13 protein-coding genes are annotated in these 18497 nt (G+C 59.3%); 11 read left to right on the top strand and 2 right to left on the bottom strand.

Going from position 1 to position 18497, the window contains the following annotated elements; all coding sequences use genetic code 11:
- The first annotated feature begins 46 nt into the window (after positions 1 to 46).
- Together EXY20_RS03765 and EXY20_RS03760 are read left to right on the top strand one after the other, a co-directional pair.
- On the top strand, positions 47 to 1138 hold the full coding sequence (locus EXY20_RS03765) for a TlpA family protein disulfide reductase (RefSeq protein WP_167858965.1): 1092 nt from the start codon (positions 47 to 49) through the stop codon (positions 1136 to 1138).
- A 348-nt stretch (positions 1139 to 1486) separates the two neighbouring features.
- Entirely contained in the window at positions 1487 to 4555 is a 3069-nt protein-coding gene (locus EXY20_RS03760) for an ATP-binding response regulator (RefSeq protein WP_135547826.1), read from the top strand.
- A 21-nt stretch (positions 4556 to 4576) separates the two neighbouring features.
- On the opposite strand, the gene EXY20_RS03755 is transcribed toward EXY20_RS03760, so the two are convergent.
- Complete coding sequence (locus EXY20_RS03755) at positions 4577 to 5245, bottom strand: ABC transporter ATP-binding protein (RefSeq protein WP_328592487.1); 669 nt, start codon at positions 5243 to 5245, stop codon at positions 4577 to 4579.
- Positions 5246 to 5414: 169 nt separating this feature from the next.
- Between EXY20_RS03755 and EXY20_RS03750 the strand changes: the two genes are divergently transcribed.
- Positions 5415 to 6452, top strand: a complete 1038-nt coding sequence (locus EXY20_RS03750; RefSeq protein ID WP_135547823.1) for an LLM class flavin-dependent oxidoreductase — start codon at positions 5415 to 5417, stop codon at positions 6450 to 6452.
- 209 nt (positions 6453 to 6661) lie between these two features.
- On the opposite strand, the gene EXY20_RS03745 is transcribed toward EXY20_RS03750, so the two are convergent.
- The gene (locus EXY20_RS03745) at positions 6662 to 7024 is read right to left on the bottom strand and encodes a DoxX family protein (protein WP_135547821.1); all 363 of its coding nucleotides are present in this window, start codon (positions 7022 to 7024) and stop codon (positions 6662 to 6664) included.
- A 310-nt stretch (positions 7025 to 7334) separates the two neighbouring features.
- Here EXY20_RS03745 and EXY20_RS03740 point away from each other — a divergent pair, with 310 nt between their 5' ends.
- From EXY20_RS03740 to EXY20_RS03705, 8 genes are all read left to right on the top strand, one after another.
- A complete protein-coding gene (locus tag EXY20_RS03740; protein ID WP_328592486.1) occupies positions 7335 to 7802 on the top strand; it encodes a winged helix-turn-helix transcriptional regulator in 468 nt (155 codons plus the stop codon).
- Between the two features lie 233 nt (positions 7803 to 8035).
- Entirely contained in the window at positions 8036 to 9439 is a 1404-nt protein-coding gene (locus EXY20_RS03735; protein WP_135547819.1) for an extracellular solute-binding protein, read from the top strand.
- Positions 9440 to 9728: 289 nt separating this feature from the next.
- Positions 9729 to 10823, top strand: coding sequence for a sialidase family protein (locus EXY20_RS03730; protein WP_135547817.1), 1095 nt, complete (start codon positions 9729 to 9731; stop codon positions 10821 to 10823).
- Positions 10824 to 10867: 44 nt separating this feature from the next.
- Positions 10868 to 14107, top strand: coding sequence for a DUF4838 domain-containing protein (locus tag EXY20_RS03725; RefSeq protein ID WP_167858964.1), 3240 nt, complete (start codon positions 10868 to 10870; stop codon positions 14105 to 14107).
- A 49-nt stretch (positions 14108 to 14156) separates the two neighbouring features.
- Positions 14157 to 15626: an extracellular solute-binding protein gene (locus EXY20_RS03720; RefSeq protein ID WP_235885364.1), complete on the top strand. Its 1470-nt coding sequence runs from the start codon at positions 14157 to 14159 to the stop codon at positions 15624 to 15626.
- Positions 15626 to 16582 (top strand): carbohydrate ABC transporter permease, encoded by a 957-nt coding sequence (locus EXY20_RS03715; RefSeq protein ID WP_135547811.1) that lies wholly within the window; start codon positions 15626 to 15628, stop codon positions 16580 to 16582. The genes EXY20_RS03720 and EXY20_RS03715 overlap by 1 nt, the downstream gene beginning before the upstream one ends.
- Positions 16583 to 16608: 26 nt before the next feature.
- Complete coding sequence (locus EXY20_RS03710; protein ID WP_135547809.1) at positions 16609 to 17445, top strand: carbohydrate ABC transporter permease; 837 nt, start codon at positions 16609 to 16611, stop codon at positions 17443 to 17445.
- 51 nt (positions 17446 to 17496) lie between these two features.
- Positions 17497 to 18483, top strand: coding sequence for a zinc-dependent alcohol dehydrogenase (locus tag EXY20_RS03705; protein WP_135547807.1), 987 nt, complete (start codon positions 17497 to 17499; stop codon positions 18481 to 18483).
- Positions 18484 to 18497: the final 14 nt, after the last annotated feature.

Here is an 18497-nt window from a genome sequence, read left to right as displayed (position 1 = left end):
GTATGGTGAAGCTAGGACGAACGAACGGCAGGGAGGGGCTTTGCGTATGGGCGGCGTGCAAATCGGCTCGTTGACGCTGAACGGCTCGTTGTTGGTTTATTTGCTTTTTGGCGTCGCCGGCTGGCTGGTGCTCCGGTTTGGCGCCGGGCAGGAGCAAGAGCAGGAGCAGGGGCAGGGGCCGATTCGGTCGGAAGAGCGGCAATGGTTGCTGGCGAGGGCGGGGACGGCGTTTTGGCTGTGGCTGGTCCTGTGGAAAGGAAGCTTCCTGCTGTTCCATCCCGCGGCGACGTTGCGGCAGCCTTCGTCGCTGCTGTATTTTGACGGCGGTGAGCGCGGCGTATGGCTGGCGACGCTGGTTGTCGCCATCTATATCGCCGTCATGCTTCGCCGCGGCGGCATGCCGCTGCGCACGGTCGCCTTCGGCGCGCTGCAATTCATGCTGGGCGGCTGGGCCGCATCGCGGCTGCTGCTCCTTGCGTTCGGCGCCCAGCCGCAGTGGCTGCACGGCGCTGCCGCCGCGGCATCGCTGCTGCTGCTTGCCGCCTTGCCGGCGCTGCGCCGCAAGCTGGACGGCGGGGGAGCGTCGCCGTATGGGCTGCCGGCCGCGGCGGCCGTTGTACTCGCGGCGCTGCTCGCGTTCGGCCGGCTCGAGGAAGCGCTGCCCGGCCGGATGGCAACGCCGCCGGTCGGCGATGGGGCCGTATCTGCGGCCAAACTGGGGCAGCCGGCGCCGGACTTCGCCCTGGAAGGCGCGGACGGACAGCCGATTCGGCTCGCCGATTATCGCGGGCGCACCGTTGTGCTCAACTTCTGGGCGACCTGGTGCCCGCCGTGCCGGGCGGAAATGCCGCAGATGCAAACGTTCCACGAGCAGGCGGCCGCTTCCGGGAGTGGCGTCGTCGTGCTGGCCGTCAACCTGACGAGCACCGAAAGCGGCGCCGACAAGCCGCGGCAGTTTGCGCAGAAGCGCGGGCTGACGTTCCCGGTGGCGCTGGATGCAGCAGGCGACGTGCAGCGGGCGTATCGGGTGACGGCATACCCGACTACCTTCGTCGTCGATCCGCAAGGCGTCGTGCGTACCGTCTGGAAGGGCGCCATGTCCGCCGACAGCCTGCAGGCGGCGGTAGACAAGCTTTAAACAATGAACTGCGCGGGGGTCGTCTTTGTCCGGCACTTTGACAAAAGACTCCCTGCCCGACTGTTCGACGAATAGCCCTGTTACCTCCCTGCTCATTGAGCAAACCTGCTGCTCCGTCCGCCCAAGCCCCTCAAGCACCCAGTAGCCACTCATTTGAAGCAACCTCGAATCACCTAAGTCACCCCCCTTTTCGATAAAGCGATCCGAAATAAGCCATTTTTTATGGCCTAATTCCGGAGAAAGCTTAAATAGGCGGCAAAAGAGAACGTTTTCGTGCAAAAAGGACGGAAACGGCCGCATGGGCCGCCATGGAGGAATCTAACGAACGCTGTCGAATAGTGTTCAGCAATGATAACGAAAAAACGTGTGCTCGCCATTACGCTGCTGTTCGTCGCGTTCATAACGGGGATCCGGCTGATCTGGCTATATCCGGGCTGGAAGTCGGATCAACCGCTTGCGGCGCAGGGCGTGCTTGATCTGCGCGGGGTTTCCTGGAGCCAGCCGGTGCTGCTGGAGGGGCAATGGGCATTTTATCCGGAGCGGTTTCTGATGCGGGAGGGGGCCGCAGCATCGCGGACGGACGAGGTGCTGCTGCAAGTGCCCGGCTCGTGGAAAGGCCACTTGGCCGATCCGAAACGAACGATCGGCTACGGCAGCTATCGGCTGCTTGTCCGTTTGGGCGATCCGGCCGAACGCCAATTGGCGCTTGCGATGCCCGGCACGGCAACGGCTTCCGAGATCTACGTCGATGGCGTCCGTCTCGGAGGAGCAGGGGTTCCGGGGACAACGGCCGACGCTACCGTCGCTTTTGAGGGCCCGTACACGGTGGACTTCTCCACGGATCGGTCCGAGGTGGAGATTGTGGTTCATATGGCCAATTTCGGCAATGCGGCGCAGGGCGGCATGCTCGGCTCGATCCAGTTCGGCGCCGAGGACGCCGTGCGGGCGAACAAACAATTTTCGATCGCGATGCAGTTGCTTGTTTGTATTTTCCTGCTGATTCATGTGGCTTATGCGGTCATGCTGTACATCCTGGGCGGACGGAAGCGAGCGCTGCTCACCCTGGCGCTGATGATGCTCAGCGCCGGCTTGTCGGTTCTCGTTACGGACGACAAGCTGCTGGTGATCTGGGCCGCATTGCCTTACGACATCAGCATGAAGCTCAACACGCTCAGCTACTTGTGGGGCGCCGCGCTGTTGGTCAGCTTCGTGCAGCAGCTGTATCCCGAATTGCAGCGCCGTCCCTGGCACATTTATTACGGGCTGGCCGTGCTGGCCGTGACGATTGTGGATGCGCTGCTGTCGCCCGTCTACGTTTCGATGGTCGACATATACACGATCCCTCTCCTGATTGCGGGTTTTTTGTACGTGCCGTTTCTGACGCTGCGCGCCACCCTTCGCCTCGATCGCGACGCGATCTTTTTGTGGCTCGGTTTTGTCGCATTGGCGCTCAATTTGGGCTGGGGCATCTGGAGCAGCTTCAATTCCGCCGTGCATCCGCGTTATTTTTATCCGATCGATTTTATCGTCTTGTTCTTTGCGTTCTCCTCTTATTGGTTCCGGCTGTTCTTCCGGAATTCGCGGCAAACCGCGACGCTGGCGGCCGAACTGCAGAAAGCCGACAAACAAAAAAACGATTTTCTGGCCAACACGTCCCATGAGCTGCGCAATCCGCTGCACGGGATGATCAATATTGCGCGCAGCGTGCTGGAGGAGAAACCTATCGATCCCGCCGGCCGGGACCGGCTGGAGCTGCTTATTGCCGTCGGCAGGCGCATGTCGCTGCTGCTTAACGATCTGATCGATCTTGGCCGCCTGCAGGACAAAGGGCTTCGGCTGGAGCCGCGGCCGGTTCGGGCGCAAGCCGCGGTGGCGGGAATTTTCGATATGATGGCGTTTATGCTGGAGGGCAAGCCGATCGAGCTGCGCAATGAAATTCCCGATTCGTTGCCCCCGGTAATGGCGGACGAGAATCGGCTGGTGCAAATTTTGTTCAACCTGCTGCACAATGCGGTCAAATTTACGGTGCAAGGCCATGTTGCGATTCGCGGCTGGGTCGACGGGGAGCAAGTTGTGCTGGAAGTGGAGGATACCGGGATCGGCATCGATCCGGAGGAGCAGAAGCGGCTGTTCCAGCCTTACGAGCAGGCGGATTCCAGCATGACGGCGATGGGCGGGGGCATCGGACTGGGCCTGAGCATCAGCCAGCAGCTGGCCAGGCTGCACCATGGCTCGCTGGAGGTGGAGTCCGCGCCGGGACGCGGCTCGCGCTTCCGGCTCGTGTTGCCGCTGGCGACGGCGGAGCTGTCCGACGATGACATTCCTTCCGCTCCGGACAGCGAGCTGCGGAGTGCCGCCGTGCGGGAAGCGGCAGCGTCTTCCGGCCGCGAGCAAACCGCCGCGTCAGCCGAAAGCAAAGGTCGCGAACCGCGGGTGCTGATGGTCGACGACGACCCGCTGAATCTTCGCATCCTCCAAGGGATGTTGCCCCGGCATCAATACCACGTAGTCGGCGTAGGCTCCGGACAAGAAGCATTGCGCCTGATCGACGGGGAGGAGTGGGATTTGGTCGTGGCGGACGTCATGATGCCGCGCATGTCCGGCTACGAATTGACCGGAACGATCCGCAAGCGGTTCTCGATGTCCGAGCTGCCGGTGCTGCTGCTGACGGCGCGCAGCCAGCCGGAGGATATCGCCGCCGGCTTCCTTGCCGGCGCCAACGATTATGTGACCAAACCGGCCGACAGCCTTGAACTGCAGCACCGGGTGCGCGCGCTGACGGAGCTGAAGCTGACCGTGGGCGAGCGGCTGCGCATGGAGGCCGCCTGGCTGCAAGCGCAGGTGCAGCCGCATTTTTTGTTCAATACGCTCAATACGATTGCGGCACTCAGTGAAATCGACCCCGACCGCATGCGTTTGCTGATGGTGGCGTTCGGCAACTATTTGCAGGGCAGCTTCGATTTTCGCAATTTCGACAGGGTCGTGCCGCTTTCGCGGGAGCTCGAGCTGGTGAAAGCTTATCTGTATATCGAACAGGAACGGTTCGCGGGACGGATGAAGGTGGAGTGGGACATTCCCGAACGGCTGCTGTCCACGCCGGTGCCGCCGCTGGCGATCCAGACGCTGGTCGAAAATGGGGTTCGCCACGGCATTCTGCGGCGTTCGTCGGGAGGAACCGTACGTATCGGCGCCCGGGAAGTATTGGACCAAGTCGAAATTCGGGTGGCGGACGACGGCGTCGGCATCGAGGAAGCGATGCTGCGGCAGATGCTGGATGACCCGTCGGTTGCGCACGGCATCGGATTGCGCAACACGAACCGCCGCCTCAATCAAATTTACGGCAGAGGCCTCGACATCGCCAGCGTTCCCGGCCAAGGCACCGTGATCACCTTCCTCATCGGCAGGCCGGATCAATAATAGCCGTCGTTCGCCGCGGCTTCAGTTGACGATGCGCCCGTCGGCAATGCGCACGACGCGCTGCGCGTAGTCGGCGATGGAACGATCGTGCGTGATGAGCAGGATCGTTTTGCCTTGCGCGTTCAGCGCCTGCAGCAGCCGCAAAATATCGTGGCCGGTAGCCGAGTCGAGCGCGCCGGTAGGCTCGTCGGCGAGGATGACCGGCGGATTGCCGGCCAGCGCGCGGGCGATGGCGACACGCTGCTGCTGGCCGCCGGACAGCTCCGCCGGCTTGTGCCCGCCTCGCTGCTGCAGCTCGACCGACTGCAGCGCCGTCTGCACGATGCGGCGCCGTTCCTTCCTGGCGATGCCGCGGTAAATGAGCGGCAGCTCGACATTCTCCTCCGCCGACAGCTTCGGCAGCAGGTTGAAGCTCTGGAATACGAAGCCGATCGTTTGGTGGCGGATTTCGGCGAGCCGGTCGTCCTTAAGCGCGTGAATAGCCGTTCCGTTCAGCGCATAGACGCCTTCGTCGGCAACGTCCAGACAGCCGAGGATGTTCATCAGCGTCGACTTGCCGGAGCCCGATGGCCCCATGATCGCTACGAACTCCCCTTCCTCGACTTCCAACGACACATGATCCAGCGCGTGAATCGTTTGTTCGCCCATCGCATACGTTTTGCTGACGCGGTCCAACCGGATCAGGCTCATGACCATCGCCTCCTGCCGCCATTTTACGGGATACTCCAGTATATGCTGGCGGAGCCGAATTTTCCTTTTCCCCTGCGAAAATCGACCGTCACCCCGCGCCGTTCCTTCGGGTGCGGCGTTTTTTTGACCGCTATCGCCGATTTTGATACAGTCAACTTGAGGTGAGCGTATGATCAAGCTGGGCATATTGGATCAAACTCAAATCGGCGAAGGCCGCACGGCGGCGGACGCGCTGGCGGAAACGACGGCGCTGGCGCAGGAGGCGGAGCGGCTCGGCTACGGGCGGTTCTGGATGTCCGAGCACCACGCCGGCGAAATGCTGGCCCACTCCAGTCCGGAAATCATGATCGCCCACGTGGCGGCGGCTACTTCCCGCATCCGCGTCGGCTCCGGCGGCATCATGCTGCCGCATTACAGCGCCTACAAGGTGGCGGAAAATTTCCGCCTGCTCGAAGCGCTTCATCCCGGGCGCATCGATCTTGGGCTTGGCCGCGCGCCGGGCGGGATGCCGCTGGCGACGCGGGCGCTTCAGGAAGACAAACAAATCGACGTTGTCACAAGGTACCCCGAGCAGGTCGCCGATCTGGCCGGGTACCTGAACAACCGGCTGCCCGCCGGCCATCCCTTTGCTTCGCTGCACGTGTCGCCTGGCATTCCTACGGCGCCGGACATGTGGCTGCTCGGCTCCAGCGGCGAAAGCGCGCGCATTGCCGCGATGCAGGGGATCGCGTTTGCGTTTGCGCAGTTTTTCGGCGTGCCGGGCGGGGAGGAGACGATCGATGATTATCGGCGGCATTTCCGGCCGTCGTATTTGAACGAACAGCCGCGGGCGATGGCGGCGGTGCTGGCGATCTGCGCGGAGACGGAGGCGGAAGCGAACTTGCTGGCGACGAGCACGGATCTGTTTTTTCTGCTGCTGGAGAGCGGGCAGTTTCTGCGCAAGTTCCCGTCGGTGCAAACGGCGCTCGATTACAATTATACGGAGTATGATTTACTGCGCATCAACAATGCGCGCAAACGGCGCATCGTCGGTACGCCGGAGCAGGTGAAGCAGCGGCTGCTGGCGCTCCGCGACGCGTACCAGGCGGATGAGCTGCTGATCGTATCGCCGATCTACGATCCGGCGGCGCGGGTGAAGTCGTACCGCCTGATCGCGCAGGCGTGCGGGCTTGCCGCGGCGTCAGAGGCGGAGGCGAAGGCGAAATAAGCCATGTTTGATTGGCTATTTCGCCCAAAATGGCGGGCAAGCAAAAAATAGCCAGTAAAATCGCTGGCTATTCGACAGAAAACCGCCATTTTGCGGCTGCTTGAGCAAAATAGCCAGTGAATTCGCTGGCTATTTTCCATGATCCGCGCGAAATGGCGCGAATAAGTCATTTTTCATGGGCTATTTTAAGTGAGACCGGCGGCAAACGATTATGCCGTCAGCAGCCGGCCGATCAGCACAAACAAAACGAGTGCCAGAAACACGGCGTTGACGCCGATTTCGCGGTACTCCTTGCGCATGGCGTGGAAGACGGCTCCGAGCAGCACTATGGCGCCGAGCCCCGCCGCGGCAATCGGCGTCAGCGCCGGAGCGATCGTCGCCGCTTGCGGCACGATCAGCCCCAGCGCGCCGAGCAATTCGGCAAAGCCGATGAAGGCGACAAGCGCGCGCGGCACATCCTTTACCCACTTCCACGACTGTTTGGCCGAATCGTATTGCACCGCTTTCAGCCAGCCCGAATAAACGAACCCCAGCGCAGCGATTCCCTGCACGATCCAAAGCGCGATATTCATCCGTCGCTCACTCCCGTCGGTTGTTGTGCTCGATCCTTGCCGGGGCGTGTCTGAACACCCGCTCAGGTGCATCTTTCACCGCCTTTTCGCCCCCTGCTGCGTTACTTTTGTTTGACGTACCCCGGTACGCCTGCACAAAACTGCCTTGCATGGAACGAAAATTCGGCCCAATCTGCTGTCCTCGGAGTGTTCAGACACGCCCTAGATGCATAATAGATCATACCGTTCGCGGCAGGGAAGTAGGCACTAAATATTTACCTGGTAAACAATAAGTTACCTATATCTTTTGGCCGAATAAAGGAGGAGCGCGATGGCAACATTTTGCCAATTTGAAAAGGCGCTTGAGATTCTGGTGGGCAAGTGGAAGCCTTTGATTCTGCTTCGGCTGTTTGCCAATGGCACGATGCGGTTCAGCGAGCTCCAGAAAACGATACCGGACATCAACAAAAAGATGCTCGCCCAACAATTGAAGGAGCTCGAGCACAACGACATCGTTCACCGCGAGGTGTACAACCAGGTTCCTCCGAAGGTGGAATACTCGATTACGGAATACGGCAAAGGGATCAGCCCCGTCCTGCAGGTGCGTAAGCGACTGGGGGGTGGCGCATATGTCGCACATGAACCGCCGGTCGGGGGAAGAGCGCCCGGCCCCCGAAGACGAATAACAGGAAAACCTCCCGTTATTTCTCGTCAAAACTGTCGATTCGCCAAAATAACAGGAAAACGTCCCGTTAATTTTCGACATTTATCCGAAAAGCGGGGATTGGCGGCCAAATAAAAGGAGGTTTTCCAGCTATTTTGTGTTTTTCAGCAAAAAGCGAAAAAATAACGGGAGGTTTTCCCGTTATGCCTGCCACCGGGCCACCCCGCGCAGCCGCTGACCGGCGAGCCTAGTCCGCCCATATGTCGGCAAAAAGTGGTATGAAAAGCGTTTTTACTGTACAATAAGCAAAAGGAAATTGAATTTTTACCGTAGATGTACAGTATCGGTGATTAGAGGAGCGTTTTATTTTGAGTCGAAAACCAAGCCGCAGTACATTTCGCGACAAGCTGGATTATATGATCCAATCGCTTCGCAACGATATGATACAAGGGCATTATCGCGCCGGCGATTTTTTGCCTTCCGAGGAAGTTCTCGTCGAGCGGTTCAAGCTCAGCAACAAGTCGGTCAGGAGCGGCCTCGACCAGCTTGTGGCGGAAGGCCTGATCGTCAAGGTTCACCGTGTCGGCAGCAAAGTGACGGAGAAGGCCGGCCAGACGTATCAGCACATTTCGCTCGGCTACTTCCCGTCGATCCCGCGCGACCTTGCGCTCAAGGAACTGCTGGACGTTTTCCAGACCTTGTATCCGGCCATTCGCGTGAAGACGTTTGCGCTTCCCGCCAGCCCCAGCGTGGAGATGATGGAAGGTTATTTGAAGCAAGGCATGCTGGACGTCATTACCTTGAACAACGCTACGTTTCAGTTGCTCGACGAGTCGGGCGCCGTGTCCATGCTGGACGAAATTCACGAGCCGACCGGCGCGTATCCGTTCTTGTCGGCCACGTTCTCCCGGCAGGGGAAGCTGTACGCCCATCCCGTATCCTTCACCCCGGTCGTCCTGTTGTACAACAAGGCGCATTTCCGCGAAGCCGGCGTTCCCGAGCCGGACAGCAGCTGGCGATGGTCCGATGCGGTCAGCCAGGCTACCGCGCTTACAACCGGAGCGGGAAGGCACGGCCTTTGTTTTCATCCCATTTCGGAAAACAGATGGCCGGTGTTTTTCCTGCAAAGCGGCGTGGCTTTCGCCCGGCAGCGCGACGGAACGTATGCCTTCGACCGGGAGAAGCTGATCCGCGCCGTGCGGCAATGCATGGCGATCATCCGCAACCAGCAGGCTTTCTCCCACTATATGTCGGAGAACAACGACGACACGACCCGCTTATTCGCCGAGGGCAAGGTGTCGATGATTCTGGCGACTTACTTTGCCATGAACGACCTGAAAGAAACGGCGCTGGAGTACGATATTTCGCCGTTGCCGTTTATCGAACAGCCCGGCACGCTGGCGGTTATGTTCGGCGTGGCGGTCAATCGGGCATCGAAGGTGAAAGAGGCGGCCCACAAGCTTGCCGCTTTCTTCGGCTCGGAGGAGGCGCAGCGGATTGTCGCGGCCGCCACCGTAAGCATTCCGAGCATGAAGACCGTCGCCGAATCGATTGTCTCCTCGCCCGCGGATCCGATCAACCGGCCGTCCAGATACGCCATGTTTCGCGAAATTCTTCCCACGCTAAAGACACAGGAGGACTTGCGGCTGCCGGTGCAGGCGCTCGAAACCGTTCGTCAACTGCTGAAGCAATATTGGTCCGGCATCCTTGACGAAGAAAGGTTCTGCGATCGGCTGGCAGAAGAGCTTCACAGTATGCCTTTGGCTAAATAATGGAAGTATGATACAGCTCTGCCGACTATCGGGGGGCTGTTTTTCATTTTGCGGACAAGGGAGGCAACTCGCAGAGGCGCGGTTAATTTGTGCATTGACATCGCAGGGGAGCGAGGGTATGATAAAGGAAATTATTACTTTATATGTACTGTATATAAATGAGGTGAATTCCGATGTAAAGTAAATATATAAAGTAAAAGTGAAACATAGCTGACGACCTCCTTACCGTTCACCGGATCAAAGGCTTTATCGTACATATTCCAACTACATACCAAGGGGACTTGAAACCATGACTCGACTGGAAATCGCGCAGCATCTGGAAATCGTGCGCAACGAGTACTACAACTGCTTCACTTCCGCAGCGAAGCTGGCCGACGGCAGCTACATGATTGCGTTCCGCCAGGCTGCCGACTGGCAGCATATTTTCGGCGTCAACTCCCACGTGGACCCGGCCTCCATCGCCGTATTCGTCACTTCGCAGGACGGCATTCACTGGGACGGCAAACCGCAGCTGCTTCACGACGACTATTTCTACGGCGTGATGGATCCGGCGCTGACCGTGCTGAAGGACGGCACGATCTTCTGCACGTTTTTCATCTGGAAGGTGCTGGAGAAGGAAGACGTGGAGGACCACAGCAACGTCAAGTTCTACATTCACGACCGTTACATTCACCGCTACATGGGGGTTCACTCCATTCGTTCGACGGACAACGGCAAGACATGGGATGCTCCGCAGCTCGTTTCGAAGCATCTGGCCCTGCGAGGCAAAGTGCTGGAGCAGGAGGACGGCTCCCTGCTGGCAGCGGCTTACGGCAATTTGTCGGGCGGCGGCGATACTTCCGTCGTGACGATCCTGCGCTCGCCGGACCGCGGGCAGACGTGGAGCGAAATCGGCTCGTTCCGCGAAGACGCCGGATACCATTTGTTCGAGCCGGCCATCTACCAGACCGAAGCGGGCAAAATGGTCTGTTTCATGCGCACGATGAAACGGGAAGTGGCGCCGGGCGAAGAAGGCATCAAATTCCCGATCTTCATGTGCGAATCGCTCGACGGAGGCGTCACGTGGAGCAAGCCGAGGGCAACGCCGTTATTTTCCCCGAATCCGCCTTACCTGCTGCGCCTTCGCAGCGGAAATGTCATGATGGCCTACGGCTACCGGTTGAAGCCTTACGGCATTCGTGCGGTCATCATGAATCCGGAATGCAGCGACATCGACACGACGACGGAAATCGTGCTTCGCGACGACGGCGGCTGCTACGATCTCGGCTACACCGGCCTTGTCGAGGTGGAGGACGGGCAAATTCTCGTGTCGTACTACTATTCGCATGCCGAAACGGGGCCGTGGTATATCGGAGGCACATTGGTCAGGGAAGTGACTTCCTGACATTCGGACCTACGCCAAGTCCAATAAGAGAGGAAGAATGCCAAATGAAACGTTGGCTGCAGGAACGACGCAACTCCGTCCTGATCTGGTTGTCTTATTGCTTGCTTGTTGCCGGCGCGGCGGGAGCTGCTTGGATATCGGCACCCCCGGTATCGGCCGACAGCGACGTGAGCATCGTCGCGTCTGGCGCACCGCAAGCGATCATTGTTACATCGGCGGTATACGGGGATGCCCGGACGAACGACGCCGCACAGTTGCTGGCGGCTTACGTGGAGAAGTCGACAACAGCCGTGTTGCCCGTGATGACGGACGCTCAGCTGTCCGTAAGTGGAAGCGTTTACGACGGAATGAAACGCATCTATGTCGGCTGGAACGGAGAGCCGGGGGATACCGATGTGCCCGCGCTCGTCGCCGCTCTGGACGACGACGGCTTCCTGATCCGGGCGGCTGCGGATCACCTGACCATTATGGGCCCGACCGCCTGGGGAACGCAGTTTGGCGTTTACGATTTCCTCGAACGTTTCGTCGGCGTCAGCTGGCTGATGCCTACGGAAGTGGGCGAAGACGTACCCGCGCACAGCTCGCTGCTCATCCCGATCGGCGATGTGTCGGATGAACCCGCGTTTTTCCACCGGGTATTCAGCCCGATGTACGACCCGGCCAAGGCGACCGGACCGACGGGCTACGAGTGGGCGACGCGCAACAAGATGCATTGGCGCATCAGCTTCCACCATAACCTGTGGAGCCTGTTCCCGTATTCGGTTTACGGGAGTACGTATCCGGAAATATATCCGGCCGCAGGCACCGGTGCCTGGACGTCCGTTTCCAGCGGCAAGCTCACCTCCTGGCAGCCGTGTTTCTCCGAGCCGATCACGATCACGATTGCGGCGAACCAGATTATTCAGTATTTCAACGATCATCCGGAGGAGACATCGTTTTCGCTTGGCGTCAACGACTCGAGCGGTTTCTGCGAAGCGAATCCGAGCCATCCGAACTATCCGGGCACATTCAATTCGCTCGGCAAAGTCAACATGTCCGACATTTATTACAACTGGGTCAACGAAGTTGTCGAGCTGGTGCTTGCCGTACATCCGGACAAATACTTCGGGCTGCTCGCCTACTACGAGGTGCAGGACCCGCCGAGCTTCCCGCTGAACTCCCACGTCGTTCCTTTCCTGACCAAGGACCGGATGGCCTGGATCGATGAAGACGTTCGCGAGGAAGGCGAGCAAATGACGGCGGATTGGAGCCTGAAGGCGGAACGGATCGGCTGGTACGATTACATATACGGCTCGTTCTACCCGATTCCGCGCATCTATATGAACCGGATGGCGGAGAACTATCAATACGCGGCCGATCACAATGTCGCCGCCTTGTATTCGGAGCTTTACCCCAGTTGGGGGGAAGGACCGAAGCCTTGGGTATCGGCCAAGCTGCAGTGGAATCCGGACCAATCGGCAACCGATCTGGAGAACGAATGGTACGAGAAGGCCGTCGGTCCGCTCGCCGCACCGGTGTTGAAGCAGTATTACGACCATTGGGAAGACTTCTGGACGAATCGTATCGTCGGTTCCCCGTGGTTCGAGACAGAGAAGGTGCTGACGTATCTCCGTCCGCCGCAAGAATATTACATGCGCCTGACTACCGATCAGGACGTGGCGGACAGCAGAGCCTGGCTCGAACAGACACTGGCGCTGACGCAAACGCCGGAGGAGGCGGCACGCGCGCAAGTGCTGCTGGATGCGTTCGAATATTACGAGGCGTCCGTGCTCAGTTATCCGAAGCCAGCCGGAACGATTGCGAATGCGTCCGATGCGGCCGCCATGCTGAACGAAGTGTTCGACATGCAGGATACCCGCTTGTCCGAAAATGTGCGGCATTTCCAACTGATCGACGATTACAGCACCGATCCGCTGCTGAAGATGACGATCGACCCGCGCGTGAAAGGCCTGCTCTGGTCGAGCTGGGAAGCCGAGCGTTTGTTCAAGCTGGCCGATTATTTGCGCGCCAATGAGCCGTCCGGCGGGCCGATCAAAACGATGGTGCAGCTGCTCGTCGACTTCGCCGATTCGGCCAACATCCGCAGCTACATGAGTTTGCTGCTGCAGGCGGCGTACGGTGCTTCGTCGGCGACGAACGGTTCTTACGAAACGCAGGGAACAACAGCGACAAGCGCGCCGTCCGGATGGAGCTTCTGGAACAAAACGGCCGCGATCGGCAATTTCCAGCGGACGACGACTGAAGCCCGCACGGGAAGCGCCAGCGTCATGGCGACCGGCATTACGCGCGGCGGTCCGCAACAGACGTTTGCCGTACAACCGGGGTTATTCGCGGCCCGCGTGTTTTTCAAGGCGCCGAACCTGAATACGCAGTCGACGCTGCAGCTTTCGTTCAATCTGCTTGATGCGAACAAAGCGCCGACGAGCGGCCAAATTCTTTCGGAGCTGAACACGCTGAGGTTTTATGGGGGCGGATGGGCGTCGCTCGACATTATGGACACGATTCCGGAGACGTATGCCGGCAAACAAGTGAAGTATGCCACGATCATTCCGACCTTGACCGGACTGGAATTGACCGAAAAGGTGTACCTGGACGACGTCGTGTTCTACCAGCCGCCGGCTGCGAGCCAAATCACGATGAGCAATGACCGCTACTGGGGGCTGGTCGATTACCTGGCGGCGAACGAGCCGACTGGCGGACCGGTGACGGAGCTGGTCGACAAGCTGTCCGAAGGATCGGCCGACGAGTCCATGCGCACCGACATGGCGATGGTGCTGAACGGGGCAGCCGGGCAATCGCTGGCGCTGAACCCATCGTTCGAATCCGGAACGAACCCGGCAACGAATTGGTTGTATTACAACAAGTATGCCGACGGCACCATCGGACGCTCCGCATCGGATGCCCGTACCGGCAGCGCAAGCTTGCAGGTGCAAGGCGTCACGCGCGGCGGTCCGCTTCAAGGCTATGCGGTATCCTCGGGAGCGTTCGCCGCCCGGATGTGGATCAAGCTGCCGACCGGCGTTGCGCCAAGCGGCAACGTGCAGCTGCGCCTCAACCTGATGAATGCCCAGAACGATCCGCTGCCGACGTATATCGCAACGCCGACCGTCAATATTTCGAGCTTTGCCGCGGGACAGTGGGTGCCGGTTTCGATCAAAAGCACGATTCCGGCCGAAGTAAACGGCGTAGCGGTCAAGCGGGTGCAAATCATCGGCGTTGTGAACAACCTGCAGGCGACGACCAACGTGTTTCTGGACGACCTGGTCATGTATCAGGCTCCGTAAAGCTTCGTAAACGGTAAATTCAAACAAGGGGATGGAACAGGTGAAACAGATGAAAACAAAAACGAACGGCCTCGCATTAACGGTGGCAAGCTCGCTGCTCCTGTGTACAGTAGCGGCGTGCGCCAAAGGAGGCGGCGAAGCCTCGACGTCGCCTTCCCCAAGCGCGTCAAGCGCATCAAGCGCGGCGAGCGCTTCGCCGCAAGCGAACGTGTACCCCGAGAACGGTCTGCCCAAGGACCAGAAGGTGACGCTGAAGTTCGGCTTTTTCGAAGGCGGGATGGGCCGGGCGTATATCGATAATGCGATGGACACGTTCAAGAAGAAATTTCCCAACGTCAGCTTCGATGTCACGTACTCCCCCGATATTACGAAAATCACCAGCGTCAAGGTGTCGGCAAATAACGACGCCGACATGTTCGACATGTTTTCGGGCAGCGTGACGGGCGGCATCGATCCGCTTGTGGCGGCGGGCAAGCTGGAGCCGATGGAGGATTTGTGGAACCGCAAGCCGTACGACGGCGGCAGCAAAACGCTGAAGGAGCTGGCGATTTCCGGCGGCTTCGAAAGCACGCCGCGCGTGAACAGCATCACCTACAGCCTGCCGATTGCGGGCAGCGGCAACGGACTTTTTTACAACAAATCGCTGTTCGAAAAAAACGGCTGGAACCAGAATCCGAAAACGTGGGAGGAGTTCCTGCAGCTCTGTCAAGCGATCAAAGCGCAAAACATCATCCCGATCACGTATCCGGGCCAGTTCCCGGCTTATATGGACCACGCGTTCGGCCCGGCCAAACTGTTCGAGCTGGCCGACCTGAAAGGCACGGCGCAAAAGTTCGAAACCGACTACCGCAACATCAACCTGCCGCAGTTCCTGTCTCCGGAGAGCGTTGAATTGTGGAACCGGATCTACACGCTCGGCAAATCGGGGTATATTCCGGCCGGGGTTGCCGCCCTTACGCATACGCAAGCGCAAATGCAAATGCTGCAAGGGGAAGCCGCGATGGTATCCACCGGCGTTTACGTGCAGAACGAAATGAAGGATGCCGTGCCGAAGGACTTCAAATGGGGATTCATGGCCGTGCCGATGGGCGACAAGCCGGACAGCGTGAAGTGGATTCGCTCCAGCGTCGGCAACGGGCAATACATTTGGGCGGCCAAGCCGGAGCTGAACAAGAAGTGGGCCAAAGAGTTCACCGTCTGGCTGTGGAGCCTGGACGTGCAAGCGCAAATCGTGCAGACGGGCGGCTTGCTGCCGATCCGCAAAGACTTCATGGATGACGCCGCTCGCGCCGCCCAGCTGCAGGACGCTCCGAAAGCGATGTTCGACTACATGAACCGCAACAAGGTGATGCTCGTCAATCAGTCGCGCGCGGCGCTGACCGATCCGGCTTACGCGCAGGCGTTGAAGGTGATGACCGACGCCACCTCGCAGATCGCGACCGGCAAGCAAGATCCGCTGCCCAAGCTGCAGGAAGCCGAAGCGCTGATGAAAAAAGCGGTGGAGGCCAAAGCCAAGTAATGGAGGCAGGGGTGAACGGCTTGCAGGAGGAGCGGCGCGCGAACGCAACGAAGACGAAGTGGCTCGATCGGAACCGGACGCAAAAATGGATCTTCGTCGCAATCGCGTTGATCCCGGCTTTTGGCGGCTATGTGTTGTTTACGCTGTACCCCAATCTGCTGTCGGTGTATTATTCGCTGCTGGAGTGGGACGGAATATCGGATCCGGCGTTTGTGGGGGCGGACAATTTCGTCCGCCTCTTCCAGGACCGAAACGTATGGACCGCCTTATCCCATAACCTGATCTTTATGCTGACGGTGCCGCCGCTTGTCATCGTCATCGCCATGGTTTTGGCGTACTTGTTAACCAACAAGGCATATCCGGGAACGGCTTTTTACAAGGTATTGTTCTTTTTCCCCAATATTTTGTCGACGGTGGTGATCGCCCTGCTGTGGGCGTTTATCTACGACGGCCAATTCGGGCTGCTGAACGGCTTGCTGAAGCTGCTCGGCGTACCGATCGGCAAGTATTATTGGCTTGGCGAAACGAAGTCGGCCTTATGGGCGATTATCCCTCCTTACGTGTGGGGAGGAGTCGGTTTGTACGTCATCATTTTCATGAACGCCATGGCGACGATTCCCAAATCGTTGTACGAATCCGCGATTCTCGAAGGCGCCGGTCACGGCACCCGGCTGATTCGGATCACGCTGCCGCTCATGACGCCGATCATTCGCATTAGCATGTTGTTCCTCGCGCTTGGCGCGCTGAACGGCTTCGAGAAGGTGCTCATCCTGACGAACGGCGGGCCGGCGGGTTCCACGGACGTGATCGGGTTGTACATGTTTAACCTGGCGTTCGGGGACGAATACCACAATTACGGGTATGCTTCGGCAATCGGCATGATGTTGTCCGTGCTGCTGATCGCGATTAAGCTGCTGATGGACAAATTCATGCCGAACCGGGCTTACGAATATTAACCACGATTGGCGTAGGAGGCAAGCGCGTGCAAGAAAGGCGAAGGGCGGTAGACGTACTGGGCGTGTTGGCGCTGCTGGTTTGGGCGCTGACCATTCTGTTCCCGCTTGGCTGGATCGTATACGAGTCGCTGCGAACGAATCGCGAGTTTTTTCAGGACATATGGGCGCTTCCGGACGTATGGCAATGGGGGAACTATTCGAAAGCCTGGACGAAATACCATATCGGCCAAGCCCTGCTCAACACGTTGTATTACGTGGGGGCGAGCTTGCTGCTCGGGATCGCAATTACGACGCTTAACGCGTATGTGCTTACCCGGCTTGTTTTTCGCGGGAGAACCTTGGTCTGGGGCATCATCATGCTGTCGTTGTTTCTGCCGGGAATCAATGCCCTGGTGCCGCAATACGTGCTGATGCGGGACCTGCATCTGACGAACAGCCTGACCGGGCTCGTCATTCTCGAGAGCTTCGGCGAAAGCGTGTTTTATTTGATGCTGCTCGGCGGGTTCATGCAATCGATTCCGAAGGAGCTGGAAGAAAGCGCGTCGATCGACGGCTCCTCCTTGTTCCAGACGTTCGTCCGCATCATCGTGCCGCTTGCGGTGCCGGGCATCGTGACGGTGGCGATTTTCAAGTTCCTGCATCTGTACAACAGCTTCCTGACCCCGTTCATTTACTTGAGCGACCAAAGCAAATATACGATTGGCGTCAACATGTATGCGGCCAACCGGATGATGCAATACAGCGCGGACTGGGTGACCTTGTTCGCCGGCGTCATGATGGCGATGGTTCCGTCCTTGCTGATGTTCATTTTCCTGCAGCGTTCGATTATTGAAGGGGCTACGCTCGGCGCGGTCAAAGGATGACGGCCGGCAACCCCGACAGACGTTCCATCAGAAAAGCGAGGTAATCCTGACATGAAAGCAGCAAAATGCGTTGCGGGCGTTGTCGAAATCGTCGATGTCGACATTGCCGCGGTACCGGATTCTTATCTTCTCGTTCAAATGGAATATTCCGCCCTCAGCACCGGCACCGAATTGATGCTGCTGCGCAACAAGGCGACCACGATGCTGGGCAACAGCGGCACGGGGGTCGTGCTGCAGGCGGGCAAGGAGGTGACGCATGCGCAAGTCGGGCAGCGCGTCGCGATCTACGGCGTATTCGCCCACGCGGAGCGGGTGCTCGTCCCGAAGCACCTGTGCGTGCCGGTGCCGGCGCATGTCGATCCGCTGGAGGCCGCTTTCACCGGCGTTGCCACGATCGCCGTGCAGGCGCTGCGGCAAGCCGATCTCCGCTTCGGCGAAACGGTCGTGATCGCCGGACTCGGCATCCTGGGGCAGCTGATCGCCCAGATCGCCCATGCCGCCGCCTGCCAGGTCATTGCGCTGGATCTGCTGCCCGAGCGCTGCGAGCTGCTTGCCCGTACGGGGAGCGGATACGCCGCCAGGACGACGGGGGAGCTGCAGGCGGAGGTCGACCGACGCACCGGCGGGTACGGCGCCGACTGCGTGATGATTTGCGCCGGCTCGAAGACGGAGCGCATGATCGATCGGGGGCTGGAATGGCTGCGCGACCGCGGCAAAATCGTCATCGTCGGCGACACGAACACGACCTTTGAGCGCAACGCCCTGTTCGCCAAGGAAGCGACCGTTACGATATCGCGAGCGGGCGGACCCGGCCGGAGCGACCCGAATTATGAGCAGAAAGGCATCGATTACCCGTACGGGTACGTGCGCTGGACGGAAGGGCGCAATATCGCCGAATTTATCCGCTTGCTGGCGGAACGCCGATTGAACCTTCACCCGCTGATTACGCATCAATACACGTTCGGCGAAATCAAGGAAGCGTACCGGCAGTCGATCGAGTCCCCGCGGGAGACGCTTGGCGTCATCATCCGTTATTGATCGGGCGGCGAAGG

Source organism: Paenibacillus cymbidii, assembly GCF_004764705.1.
Taxonomy (GTDB): Bacteria; Bacillota; Bacilli; order Paenibacillales; family NBRC-103111; genus Paenibacillus_AN; species Paenibacillus_AN cymbidii.
The sequence above is the reverse complement of the archived record's forward strand: the minus strand, read 5'-3'. Positions and strand labels throughout refer to the sequence as shown.